10 protein-coding genes and 1 pseudogene are annotated in these 13,637 nt (G+C 44.5%); 5 read left to right on the forward strand and 6 right to left on the reverse strand.

All coding sequences use genetic code 11. The features are described 5' to 3' along the window. Nucleotides 1-81: 81 nt before the first annotated feature. On the reverse strand, nt 82-978 hold the full coding sequence (locus tag IQQ51_RS02310) for an EamA family transporter (protein WP_193840241.1): 897 nt from the start codon (nt 976-978) through the stop codon (nt 82-84). Nucleotides 979-1,081: 103 nt separating this feature from the next. On the opposite strand from IQQ51_RS02310, the gene IQQ51_RS02315 reads away from it, so the two are divergent. Both IQQ51_RS02315 and cqsA read left to right on the forward strand, forming a co-directional pair. Further along, nucleotides 1,082-2,464 (forward strand): PLP-dependent aminotransferase family protein, encoded by a 1,383-nt coding sequence (locus tag IQQ51_RS02315; protein WP_050650081.1) that lies wholly within the window; start codon nt 1,082-1,084, stop codon nt 2,462-2,464. A 276-nt stretch (nt 2,465-2,740) separates the two neighbouring features. Then, nucleotides 2,741-3,922, forward strand: coding sequence for an alpha-hydroxyketone-type quorum-sensing autoinducer synthase (gene cqsA / locus IQQ51_RS02320; RefSeq protein ID WP_193840242.1), 1,182 nt, complete (start codon nt 2,741-2,743; stop codon nt 3,920-3,922). 150 nt (nt 3,923-4,072) lie between these two features. On the opposite strand, the gene IQQ51_RS02325 is transcribed toward cqsA, so the two are convergent. From IQQ51_RS02325 to IQQ51_RS02335, 3 genes are all read right to left on the reverse strand, one after another. Continuing rightward, entirely contained in the window at nt 4,073-6,121 is a 2,049-nt protein-coding gene (locus tag IQQ51_RS02325) for a response regulator (RefSeq protein ID WP_193840243.1), read from the reverse strand. A gap of 253 nt (nt 6,122-6,374) precedes the next feature. Beyond that, complete coding sequence (locus tag IQQ51_RS02330; RefSeq protein WP_193840244.1) at nt 6,375-7,190, reverse strand: TauD/TfdA dioxygenase family protein; 816 nt, start codon at nt 7,188-7,190, stop codon at nt 6,375-6,377. 310 nt (nt 7,191-7,500) lie between these two features. After that, nucleotides 7,501-8,400, reverse strand: coding sequence for a Vmh family MBL fold metallo-hydrolase (locus IQQ51_RS02335; protein WP_193840245.1), 900 nt, complete (start codon nt 8,398-8,400; stop codon nt 7,501-7,503). A gap of 160 nt (nt 8,401-8,560) precedes the next feature. Between IQQ51_RS02335 and IQQ51_RS02340 the strand changes: the two genes are divergently transcribed. Beyond that, on the forward strand, nt 8,561-9,454 hold the full coding sequence (locus IQQ51_RS02340) for a LysR family transcriptional regulator (RefSeq protein ID WP_193840246.1): 894 nt from the start codon (nt 8,561-8,563) through the stop codon (nt 9,452-9,454). Between the two features lie 145 nt (nt 9,455-9,599). Next, nucleotides 9,600-10,001, forward strand: coding sequence for an ACT domain-containing protein (locus IQQ51_RS02345; protein ID WP_017070811.1), 402 nt, complete (start codon nt 9,600-9,602; stop codon nt 9,999-10,001). Between the two features lie 106 nt (nt 10,002-10,107). Here the strand turns inward: IQQ51_RS02345 and IQQ51_RS02350 are convergent, their stop codons facing one another. Both IQQ51_RS02350 and IQQ51_RS02355 read right to left on the reverse strand, forming a co-directional pair. Further along, complete coding sequence (locus IQQ51_RS02350) at nt 10,108-11,994, reverse strand: methyl-accepting chemotaxis protein (RefSeq protein ID WP_193840247.1); 1,887 nt, start codon at nt 11,992-11,994, stop codon at nt 10,108-10,110. Nucleotides 11,995-12,336: 342 nt separating this feature from the next. Then, complete coding sequence (locus IQQ51_RS02355) at nt 12,337-13,053, reverse strand: DUF1826 domain-containing protein (protein WP_193840266.1); 717 nt, start codon at nt 13,051-13,053, stop codon at nt 12,337-12,339. A gap of 292 nt (nt 13,054-13,345) precedes the next feature. Between IQQ51_RS02355 and IQQ51_RS26565 the strand changes: the two are divergent. Next, nucleotides 13,346-13,637 (forward strand): annotated as a pseudogene (locus tag IQQ51_RS26565) (YceI family protein); the annotation flags it as partial.

The following is a 13,637-nucleotide window of genomic DNA, read 5'->3' on the forward strand; positions in this document are numbered from 1 at the left end:
TAAGCCTACTAGCCTTTTATACCAAAACTAGTGGGCTTATTTATCATTCAAAGCTGCTCATGCAATATCAGTTTTCTTCAATCACTTTTGCTCGGCAAGTGTTTGTGTCGCTTTGGTATTCGATGCATTCGCAGGTTTCACAATCAAACCAATCCCGACAAGAAACAGTATTGATGCAACAACCTGAGCGACAGACAGCACCTCGTCATACATAAAGTAACCACTTATCAATGCGAAGATAGGCACTAACAAGGTTAACGGCGCGGTCGTACTTAAAGGGTATTGGATTAGCAGCTTATTCCATACCCAATAACCAAATAGCGTGGTTGGGTAAGCTTGAAACAGCACCGCAATCGTCGTGTTCCAATCCCATTGTTCGATGCCCTGCCAGATAATTTGGTCACCGTGTAACATCACGGCAAATAACACTAATGGCACTGGAGCAAACAGCATCCCCCAGACATTGAACGCAAAAGCTTGAGTGGTTTTCGATGCCTTAACAATCACGCCCATCAAAGTCCAACTGCACGCCGCAATCATAATCAAGATCACGCCATTAACGGTGACATTGCCCGTTGCTGCAGATACCAATACCGCCAACGCACACATAGCTAGCATCGCACCCAATAATTTACGAATAGAAGCACTCTCCTTGAACACCCACACGCCAACCGCCATGCCGATTAATACGTTGGTTGAAAGCAAGACAGATGAAAGCCCAGACGATAAACCAGCGGTGATCGACCATGAAGCCATACCCCAAATTCCCACACCGAACACAAAGCCATAACTGACTAAGTAACGCCAAGCGACATTAGGTCTCGCTACAAAAAATATCACTGGAATTACCGCTAGCGAGAAACGCGCGGCGGTTGCCAACAACGGATGAACATTAGTCACACCCATTTTGATCATCGAGAAGTTGAATCCCCAAATCGCCATGACGAATACCGCTAACAACAAATCATTTCTTTTCATACTGACCCCTCCTTTGTTTTGAATGAGTATCCCTTGAACAATAAAACCAGTACAGATACAATTTTTACAATAAAAACCAGTACAGTTAATGACGGTCGTGACAATGAGTATCTACAGAAAGCTAGCCAATCAGTTTATCGATGAGATAGAAACAGGCAAAAGACCGGAAGGCGGACGCATGCCTTCGCTACGTCAATTGGCCAAACAACAAGCCATCAGCATGTCGACCGTGGTGAGCTGTTACCAAGAACTGGAATCACAAGGCTGGATCCATTCTCGACCGCAAGCGGGGTATTTTGTCTCGCCTCACAAGCCGTCTCACTCAACGCCTGAGTGGGCACAGTTTGAGAGTAAGATATCGAGTGTTAAGCAAACCTCTTCTACCCACAACTCAATCAACGGACCTTTAGGGGTTTCGAGCACCACCAATGATGAGCAGTCGATCGTTGAATTGGAACGAAGTTTTCGTCGCGCTATTAAACGGATGGGAAGTAGGCTCAACCATTACCCAGATACACAAGGTGAGCCTATGTTGCGACAGGCATTATCCACTCACTTTGCCAAGCTCGATGTGCACTTTTCACCTGAAGAGATGGTGATCACCGCTGGCTGTATGTCGGCGATTAAAGCTGCACTTGAATCGTGTACCAAAGAAGGCGACACCATTGCGATTAGCTCTCCTTGTTTCAATGGAATTCTAGAGTTGCTCGGAAAGATGTCACGCCAGATCATAGAAATCCCATCGCTCGATGATGGTGTCGACTTGCAACAACTGGAAGCGCATTTGAAGAACAAGCGAGTCGATGCCGCGATCTTTTGTACTTCTCATATGAACCCTCAGGGAATCAATATGTCGGCAAGTCAAAAACAGAAGCTTGCCGAATTAGCGAATCAATATCGAGTCCCGATCATTGAAGATGATGTGTATCTTGAACTGTCTTACTCCTCACACACACCACTCCCAGCGAAGTACTACGACAAAGGCGGATATGTCTTATGGTGTGGTTCGGTATCGAAAAGCTTGTCACCGAGTTACCGTTTGGGATGGTGCTTGCCGGGCAGGTTTATCAATGAATACAAGGCTCAGTTCTCTGCTGCGAGCTATGGCATTGCCCTGCCTACTCAACTTGCGGTTGCTGACTTTATTGAATCTGGCCAATACGCTAAACACGTGAGAAGAAGATGCTCTCAGATCTTGTCTTTGCGCCAGCAATACCTAAGTTATTTAACTCAGCATCTTCCTCAAGATGTGAAGATAAGTAATCCACAAGGTGGCATGGTGCTTTGGCTGCAAATCCCAAACTTGAACCAATCAACCTTTGCTCGGGCAATTGCCGACCAGAACATTGATATTAGGCTTGGACACCTATTCAGCACTCTCGACCTTTACAGCAATTGCTTACGCCTCAATATTGGGTATTCGTTAGAGGGTGAAACTAAGCAGCAATTGGATGCCTTAATTGAGCTTATCCACATTCACAGCTAACAGCTAACAGCCCGTAGCCTTTCAAAATCAGCTTTTTTAAAAGCCTTTCGAACACCGAATTTTAATAGCCTTTTGTCATAAAAAAGAAGGCTATTATTCCTATCTTGATTCGGTTAAAGCCCCGAACCGTAAGGAAACCCACTCGCCTCAAAACCCTTAAATGCTGAGTTTGCAAGCACCCACAAATTTATGCAACTTGGCTAATGACACATCACTTTTTATCGTCAATATACAGCCGTCAGCGCTGGCGTTTTCCTGTATTTGAAGAGAACTATTATGAGTGATAAAACAAAAAACAAACCACTACCTTCCTTTATCGAAGAACGCTTGAACTTCTATATTCAAGACCTGATTACCCAGAACCAAAGCCAAAAGCATTTGGTATTGGGTAAACGCCCCCAGCGCAGTGCCGTTGTGATGCAGAGCAATGATTACCTAGCGCTGTCACACAACAAACAGATCCAACAAGCCCATCAAGCTGCGATCTGTGAGCACGATGACAACGTGGTGATGTCTGCCATTTTCTTACAAGATGAGCAGTCTAAACCTGCGTTCGAAACTGAGCTTGCGAAATATGTTGGAATGGAGAGCTGTTTGCTTTCTCAATCAGGCTGGGCGGCCAATATTGGGCTATTGCAAACCATCTGCCCACCGGAGACACCTGTGTATATTGATTTCCTTGCACACATGTCACTCTGGGAAGGAATCCGCGCTGCCGGCGCAGTTGCCCACCCGTTTATGCATAACAATATGAATCACTTACGTAAACAGTTAGAGCGCCACGGCTCAGGCATCATTGTTGTCGACTCGGTTTACAGCACAATCGGCACCATCGCCCCACTGCGCGACATCTACGAAATGGCGCAAGAGTTTGATTGTGCGGTCGTCGTTGATGAATCCCATTCATTGGGTACACATGGAGAGAATGGTGCAGGCTTAGTTCAAGCATTGGGGCTCACCAACCAAGTCGACTTCATCACCGTTAGCTTGGCAAAAACCTTTGCTTACCGCGCCGGGGCAATCCTTGGTCCTAAACAACTGTCTAGAACCTTGCCGTTTGTCGCGTACCCTGCGATTTTTAGCTCGACGGTGTTACCACAAGAAGTGGTTCGTTTAGAGAAAACGTTAGAGGTGATCAAAGGTGCGGAAGACAAACGAGAAGCCTTATTCAATCGGGCTAAATCGCTGACTACGGGTCTAAAACGAATTGGCTTTAACATCCGCAGTGAGTCTCAAATTGTAGCGCTAGAGTGCGGCAATGAAAGAAACACTGAACGTGTACGTGACTTCCTAGAACAGCGTGATGTGTTCGGTGCGGTATTCTGCCGCCCTGCGACTGGCAAGAACAAAAACATCATCCGTTTTTCAGTGAATGCCGATATGACGCCAAGAGACATTGACCATGTGCTCACGGTTTGTCACGAAGCGTACCATCACCCCGAGTTAGAGTTCGTGTAACCTTTTTCGAACCATATTTATAACCAACACCAACGGCAGGACTGAATGGACGCTATCATGTCGCGATACAAAAAGAGCCCAGCAATTCGCTGAGCTCTTTCTTGTATTTATGTCTACCCAATTCCCGTGAACTTCAGACGATTACATCCACTAAATCCAGTGAGCAATTTTATCGAATAGTCGGTTCTTGTCCGCTGGTTTAACAATAAAGTCCGACATGCCTGATGATTCCATCTTTTCCAAGGTAACGGGAGAACTGTCACCCGTGTGAGCAATAATCGGTACCGAAGAGTATTCTTTGTCGGCACTTCGAATACGGCGTGAAGCTTCAACACCGTCCATGATTGGCATTTCAATATCCATTAAGATCAAGTCGATATCGTCAGTATCAAGCGCATCTAAGGCTTGTTGGCCGTCTTCTTTCTGCACAACATCAAAGCCCTGTTTTTCCAATAACATTGCAGTAAATCGACGCAAAGACTCGTTGTCATCGACCACCATAATGGTACGTTTAGTGGTGACCTCTAGCGGTTTTACAGCAACCGATGGCATCACATAGTTGGAGTCAAACAGCAAACGATCGATAGTCGCTTTAGTATTCAGTAGCCAGACCTGTGTTTCCACCCAAATAGGCTCAAAAGAGATGTTACGCACACGCTTGATAGGATGACGCTCATACAAGTAAATGATTCGCGCCTCAGTGAACGAAAGTAACGATTCAATCTTATCGAGGCAATTGGCTCTTAAATCCAAGCTCTCCATATCAACGAAAATCAAGTCGAACTCAAACTGATATTCCTTATTCTGAAGTGCTGATGCCACATCCAAAATCTCTAGGTCAAAACCCATAAAGCGAGATATTTCAGTCATTTTACTGGAAAGCACTGTCTGATCACTGATCATCAGCACCGTCTTGAGTTTAGTCAGTTCGCTCTTGATTTCCTCTACCGAATTGGAAGTCAAAGATGGGAAAATCATTGTGAACTGTGTCCATTGATCCACTTCAGACTGGCATTTAATCTCACCACCAAACGAGCGCATGACCTTCTGACAAAATGGCAAACCTAAACCGTAATTACCCGACTGACCTGTGGTGTAAAAGTCTTGGAAAATACGACGAATGATATCGCTCGAAATGCCAGAGCCGTTATCCGTCACCATTATCTGGTTCGTCACTTCATCACTGAACATGGTGACATGAATATGAAAATCTTCAGGGCTACGATGATGGAACGCATTCTTGAACAGGTTATACATGACGTATTTCAGCAAGGTGTCGCTGCCCAAGAAATCAAAGTTACTCTGTACATCCATGGAGATTGCTGACTTATCAGCAGTGCGCTTGTAATTGAAGCTGTCTATCGCATCCTCAACCACGGCTTGCGCTGAATGCTTCTTAAACGTAGAGCGAGAGACTCGGTTTTCATCAATTGAAGTCAGTAACAGATCAATCGTTTCGTTACCGGAATGAATGATCTCCATCGCTTCATCGCCCACTTCGCGCAACTGAATCACTTCTTCATTGCTTAACGCATATTGCCCTTTTTGATCGCCACTTTTAGGGTTAGGCAATATAGACTGCATAACATCAATAGAGGTAAGTAACCCGCTTAGAGGGTTTCGCATCTCATGGGCAATACCCGCACCAAAAGACTTCGCCAATGACACCTTGTTTTCATGTTCCACCTGATTGCGGAAGTAGAACAAGTTGCCGAATAAGTAGATAAACAAAAAGATTGGCACATGCGTCCAATCCATTGTGAGTTCGAGGTAGAAGCCTTGTGTAATCCAAGCACACAAGGTAGCAACCCCAATACCGGCAAAGGTTTGTGCAAACATCACTCTCGTCACGTGCACCAATAAAATATGGAGGAAAATAGCCGACATGAATGACATAACCCAAACGTTGGACCAATTATTCATTAGCAGCATGTAAAAGAAGAAACCTGGCAAACAGATAGTTACAGCAACTTGATAATAAGCCGGAAGGTATTTTCGCCATTCAAATGGGACACGATTACGAAATATAATGCCAAAGAACAATACCGAGCAAAACAATCGAAGCGCTAGGTTTTCGTAGGGCTGCGGAAACAAAAACTCCCACACAATGTAGTAAATTGGAAAGCCGACAAAGCCCATCCAACCTACGAGAGTAAGGTTTGGTTCTGCGTACTGGTAAACTTTACGAATCGCGTTCATACGAAATACTTTGTTCTCTAAGCCCTGACGTTTATTAATTCTATGATTTGGTTTTTATACTTATATTTTGGCGCCGATTATATTACACATCACGTCCGAGCTGTGGGGTTTCAATCAAATAACCAACGGATTTGTTTTTATTATTAAGCTTAGATGAATAAAGTCTCAGTTTTATACTTTAATTCAAACACTAAACCTGAGTTCCTGAGACTTGTCCGCTAGCGCCTACACCAATTCCCCCTCTTACTTACTGTTATGTCACTGTTACTCGATGCATTTTTCTTGGAGTATCGCCGTAATCTATCACTGCGTAATGTTGCGTTACCCTGTTATCCCAGATTGCCATTGAGCCGTAGTCCCATTTGAAACGAACTTGAAACTCAGGGCGTCTCGCAATTTCAAACAGTTGGCTGAGTAAAACATCACTCTCTTTGCGGTCGAGCTCATTGATATAACGCGTAAACTGTTCATTGATATAGAGCGTTTCTTTACCCGTTTCAGGATGAACTTGAACAACAGAGTGAACCACTGGCGGATTCTCCTGTGCTGTTTTGATTAAGGATTTGTGCCAATCGAGCTCAATGTCTTCTGACTCTATACCTTCAAAGGCCACCAGAGAATGAGTCGCCGATAAGCCTCTCAACTTAGCTTTCATATCTTCATTTAGAGATTCAAAAACCGCCGTCATAGAACACCAGATCGTGTCACCACCGACGCTTGGAATGTGTTGAGCATGCAACAGGGAAGCTTTCGACGGCAAGCTGCGCCACGTTAAGTCGGTATGCCAATAACTTTCCATTGGCGCATTGCCACGGGTTGTTTCAATCACACTCACCTGGGGCGCACTTTCCACACGAGGGAAGAAAGGATGTGCAGGTTCTAACGTTCCAAAGCGTTCTGCAATCATCAAGTGTTGTTCTGGAGACAAAGTCTGCCCATCGAGAAAGATCACTTGATGGGTTAGAAGCGCTTGATACACCTTATCAAGTTCATCAGCACTGCATGTAGAAAGCTCTAGTTCGTGAATACGAGCGCCGATGTGAGGAGTAATGGGTTCTATTTTCAACATACTTTCGCTTATTGGTGATATTGAGTTGCAGGGCTGATTTGGCTACTAGGCTAATCTGGCTACTAACAGTAAACCGGGCAAATGCAGATTTTCTTTCCCACTTGAAATAGAAAATCGTCTCTCCGAAACAAAAAAAGAGCCCCTAAGCTGGAGCTCTTTTCGTTTTTTGATACTTCCTGTATCCATAGACAAGTCCAATCTGTAGTACTTTCACTGAAAGCCAGATCATCGATATCTCCAGTTGTGTATCACCAATAAATCTAGCATACAATCTTTAGACTGTTCTGCGACACAACCGATATAATCAACTCTAGTGCCAAACCATCTCGCCGCTAAGCACTTTCGCACCAAGTTCTAAATCACCTTCCGTTACCTTAAATTTCGGGTAGGCTTTCTTCATATAATCACTGATCTCAACCGATGTTGGATTACTTTTGCTCGCCAATGCTTTTTCAATATCAGCCACATAATCCTGCGTGAACTGAACTGCATTTATCCCTGTTGGCATTTCACCTAAATAGTGACCCGGAATTACAACCTCTGGCTCAAGTGCTTTCATACGCTCTAACGATTGTGACCACTGGCTACGAATCTCTTTCGATGCGGCATCTGCCATCCATACATGCACACCGCTATACACCGACACGCCACCAAATACAGTCTTTTCAGACGGAACCCAAAGGTAAGCTTGGTGTGTATTTATCTCTTTCACTTCGATGGTTTCATCTTCGATGCTTAATGTTGAGCCGTTCATCACCGTTGGAACAATCACCTTAGAGGGCGCATTGTCTTCTAATATAGGCCCCCAGTATTCGAGCTTCGCATCTTTGGTGCGTTTGATATGTGCGACAACCGCTTCACTGGCTACGACCTTGACGTTAGGAAATGCCGAAACTATCGGTTCCAAACCAAAGTAGTAGTCTGGGTCGCCGCTACTGATGTAAATCATCGATAATTTTTTGCCTGTGGCTTTGATTTGCTCCACTAGCTTTTGCCCATCAGCCACACTGAATTGTGCGTCAAATAAGATCACTTCTTTCTCACCCGAGACCAATACCGAGCTGGCGGGGAATATCGCGTTCTCGCCGGGGTTATAGTGAGTGATATTCAGATCCGCAGATAAAGCAACACTTGATGCCAGCGCCGTTCCTAGGCTTATGGTTCCTAAAAGCATGCTTTTTGATAACAGGTTTTTCGATAACGTATTCATGGCTTTATTCCGATATTTGGAGTTGAACACCTGTCAACTCGCTGAATGTCCAAATATCTTATTTGATTGTTTTTAGATGAAATAGACATCAAATTGACTTTAACTGTTGCAGTTTTCGGACATATACTGAGGTCGGTTTAATTCTCTAGGCAATAAAATAATGGATAAACTCGAGGCAATGAATGTCTTTGTCACCATAGTGGAACGTGGCAGCTTGAGCGCAGCGGCAGAGCACCTTGATCTCTCACGAACCAAGGTCACTCGTTATTTGGGTGAGTTAGAAACATGGATGGATACACGCTTGCTTCACAGAACAACACGAAGCTTAAGTTTAACCAGCGCAGGTAAGGAAACACTTGAGGTCGCCAGAGAACTTTTGACACTGGAAGCATCCCTAGCTGGCATCAGAAACCAAAACCGAGAGCATTTAAAAGGTCAGCTGCGTATAACTGCGAGCTACTCGATTGTCGATAGCTTCTTGATGGAATCAATTAGTCGTTTCATCGCCAAATGGCCAGAGGTTTCTATCGACATTATCTCGACTGATCAGACCGTAAATCTGGTTGAGTCACACATTGATTTAGCCATTCGCATAACCAACGAACTGACGCCCAATATTGTCGCGAAACAGATCGGGGAATGCCGCTCCGTGATTTGCGCATCGCCTCAATATCTAAAAGAGAACGGCACACCCACAGAAGCCCAAGATCTAGCGCACCACAACTGTTTATCGTTCAGTTACTTTGGCAAAACCGCTTGGACGTTCAATGGCCCCAATGGATTGGAATCAGTGCCGATCAAAGGGAACATCAGTGCAAACACCTCAGAGGTTTTGCTTTCTGCCACACTCAAAGGCAACGGTATCTGCTTACTACCCTTTCCTTCGGTGGAAGGCTTAATTCAAAACGGATTTTTGGTTCCTCTGCTCTCCGAATGGAAACCTAAAACGCTCGGTGTTCATGCTATTTATGGAACGCGTAAGCAGATAACTCCGCTGTTAAGGGCCTTTATTGATCATCTATCAAGTGAGATGGAACAATCGACAAGTTGGTAGAAGTACGATGCCATCAATAAAGAGGAAAACTTGCCATTAGTAAAACTGATGCAAAATTAAAATCATTAATTTTACTTAACTGCCAGTTACTTCTATCGTGACTGCATACATCATCAATTAGCTTATTAACGCAGGGAAACTGACTATGACTGCCATTACCGACCTAGACCTCCTACTGAAATCCATGTCACCAGAATTAATCGACGGGAATTATGTTTTTTGCACTGTCGACGGAGCGTTAGCAGACTATGTTCAGCTCAACCCAATCTCGACTTTTCGTGAGAAAGAAGGTTTAACTCTAGTTCTTGAAGAAGACGTTGCAACCAAAGCTCAGCTAGACTTCGACGCTGTATTTAGCCTTATCACTTTATCGGTACATTCGAGCCTTGAAGCGGTTGGATTAACGGCGGCGTTTGCGACAAAACTTGGCTCATACGGCATTAGCGCTAACGTTGTTGCAGGCTACTATCACGACCACATCTTCGTTCAAAAAGACAAAGCAGAAGCTGCAATGAGTGCGCTGAAAGAGTTTTCAGAAACTGATTAATGAAGAGTTCGATGACTCACAAATACAAAAAAAGCGACGTAATCTACGTCGCTTTGGCTTATTGCTTACTGTTCATTCACTGATCAGGCATCAGAAAACGAGACCGTTAAGCAAGCTTAAAAGTGGCCACTTTGTCGCTTAAACCCGCGGCTTGGCTTTTAAGTTCATTTGACTCAGTTAAGCTGTCCTGAGCGCCCACAACCAAGTGGTCAGTAACATCTTTAATGGTCGTAATGTTTTGGGTAATTTCGCCCGTCACGTGTGTTTGCTCTTCAGCAGCCGTCGCGATTTGAGTCGCCATATCACTGATCAAAGCTACCGCCGAGTTGATCTCTTCAAGCGCATGCGAAGCTCTGTCGGCATCTTCTACGGAATGTATTGCCAGTTTAGAACTGCTTTCCATCAGCTCAACCGCTTGCGCTGTCGTGCGTTGCAGGATATCAATCGTTGATTTGATCTCTTCCGTTGAAGAATGAGTGCGCTGTGAAAGTACACGTACTTCATCAGCAACCACAGCAAAGCCACGACCTTGTTCACCAGCACGAGCCGCCTCAATTGCAGCGTTCAAAGCAAGTAAGTTGGTTTGCTCTGCAATGCCTTGAATCGTTGCCAATACCGTCGAGATCTCTTGAGCATGCTTGTTAAGTTCGCTAATCACACTACCCGCTTCGTTCACTTCATTAGCTAGGTTATTGATTGAACCTTTGGTGTCGACAACCAGTGCGTGACCGCTGTTAGTGCTTGTCGCTGAATCTTGCGCCGCTTTTGCTGTTTGCTCGGCATGCGATGCGATCTCTTGCGTTGCGCTCGCCATTTCAGTTACAGCCGTCGCAACCATAGTGATTTCTTGCTGCTGATGATTAAGCTCATCCACAGAACGGTTCGCACGCTGAGCACTTTGCTCTGACTGGCTGTTTAGCTGCTCTGACTGCCCACGGATATGGCCAATCAACTGCTGTAAGCTTCCAACAAAGGTATTGAAGTTATGAGCCAACTCGCCCACTTCATCTTGGTTATCAACATGAATGCGTTGAGTTAAATCACCGCTACCATTCGCGATTTGCGCCAGTGCTTGAGATACGTGGTTCAACGGACGGAATAGAATCGTACACAACAGGTTAAACAGTATGGTACATACGATCACCACAAGTAGCGTCACCAACACTTGACCAATCACTGCATCAAATAGTGGCGCAACCAATGAATCATGGTTAACAACACTCACAGTAATCAGGCTCGTTCCATCAATCGCACGTGCGTACAAAACATAGTCGCTGCCGTTCAACTCGATAGAAGTGTCTTTACCGCTAGTCAGCGCCTTTTGTACATCCGCAAAATCTAACCCAAGTGAGCTGATATTTTTGTTCAGTAACTTGGTGTCAGGGTGCGTATAAACCGTGCCTTTATTGGTCGCGATGAACATGTAACCTTCACCTGGAAGAATCACTTGCTCTAGGCTATTAAGAATGTCGGTAATTTCAACATCCGCACCTAACACAACCTGTTGACCATGTAATTGCATGGCAGTACCCAGCGACACAACATTCGCTCCAGTTGCAGCTGCAACCGTTGGGTTATCCATGAACACCTTACTTGGGTTCGCAACCGCATTGGTGTACCAACCCCACAAACGAGGATCATCATTGCCCGGCGGAAGAACAACTCCATTCGCGTTCTTTTGCGAACCGTCAGGAAACGCCAAGAAGACATTATCAAAAGAGGCTGAATCACGAACCTGTTTTAGGTGAGTCACCAAGCTTTCTTGTTTGGATTCTTTCGAAAGAGAAGTAAGCGCACGCTCTTTGGATAAGATCCAATCCGATACATATTGATTGTAAGAAGCCGATGCACCTTCTAAGCGCTGTTCAACTTCTGTATCCAACCGTTGCAGTGAAGCACGAAAAGACAATGCCTCGACCAAAATCCCCCCCAGGATAATGGCCATACTGGCTGAAATCGCCAGTTTATTTTTAAGCGAGAGTTTCTTGAACATAGGAAACCTATAATGTGGAAGTAAAAAACCGTGGCGAACAAATTGGTTGCCAAAGCGGTTTGCAAGCGGGATATATTTTACGCTTTAAAATAAATTAAGAAACCGATGAGGAACTGAAATATTGATATATGTGAGTAAGTGCACGCATCGTAACCCATTGATTTAGAGAATGGTAAACTCTAAATTTTGTATTAATGTGCTAAACAAGGTCAGCTGATGAGTTTCTCTGTTTGAGAGTAATAACGGCACAGATCGCGCCATGCCGTTTGCTCATTAGTAAGGTATTTAAATGTATTGAAGGTTTGAAAAAAGTAGGTCGCGGGCTAAATAGTCAAAAGTTAATCAACCAAAGTCCAACGTTAACAGCAAGCGTGTTTCGTCAGATGAAGTAACTGGAGAACGGTGCACAAGACCCGCATTTTCGTTGCCACTCCAGCGCTCCCCTTTTAGTAATGCCACTTCACCACTCGACAGTTGTTGGATATCTGACTCATGATTGTATAAGCCGGACTCTGAATCTGGCTGTCCGTTAGCCCCTCGCCCTAGCTTAGAACGGTCGACTAAGTCGTTTGGCAACCATTGAGTCGCAACGCCATGATAAGTTGTCACCAAGCGGCAAGGCACTTGATCAAAATGGAAACGTGGGCACATCGCTTTATTCAGAACGGCTAAACGCAACCCGACTTCTTCAAGCTCGAACAAACAACAAAACATATCCACCAGCTCTGCCATGTTTTCTAATAGCGCTTTAGAGGCGGTGCCATCGGTAGCAAATTCCAACTTATCGAAAGCATTATCAGGTGACACGCTAACAGACTTACTGAAGCTAGGATTCGAGGCGATGAATTCACTAATTGCCATAGTTAAATCTTCATTAAACTGTCGCTGCCATACCACTATATTAATATCACTTTGGTAGATATCCGCTAATACCGTTGGCTGCTCAGAAGCGCTAAGTCCAGGCTTATGATTCGCCTGATCCTTGATACTCACAACGGAACTAATGTTAAGTGGCTGATTGCTATTCGTTATCAAAGGCTTGGTTAACACGGCATTCATTACGTCATCTCCTTGATGCATGCTTATCGTTTCTCTTTTGATACTGCAAACGTCGTTCACAGTAATAGTGACTTTTAGTTATGTTATAACATAACTAAATTTGCACAAGTAACTTTGCCGATCATGGTTCCAATAATATGGCGATGCTCTACCTTCGTCAGGTAATTTGATGAGTGCTGAACTAAGCTTCTATCTATCTTTTTCTAATTTATCTTTAGTTCAAATAAAGATCTCCAAAAATGCACGACTCGAGAGCGTTAAACTTGTGAATTCATCAATGTGGTGACAACTTATGAAAAAACTAATCTCTACACTCGGCCTCCTATGCACCGTTATCTCCGCTCAATCTTTCGCGGAAACGGGCTACACGTTAGACCCCAATTTATCGAATATCACGTTCGCAACCATCAAGAAGCAGTTTGTTGTTGAGCCCGCATCCATCAAGCCTTTATCTGGAGGTCTTACCGAAGCGGGTCAATTTGCCATCTTGTTGGATTTGAAAAGTGTGAGTACTGGCGTAGCTATTCGCGACCAGAGGCTCAATGAGCTTTACTTTGAATCGATGACTTTCCCTGAAGTGAAGA

The sequence above is a fragment of the Vibrio sp. OPT18 genome (assembly GCF_015163615.1).
Classification (GTDB): domain Bacteria; phylum Pseudomonadota; class Gammaproteobacteria; order Enterobacterales; family Vibrionaceae; genus Vibrio; species Vibrio coralliirubri.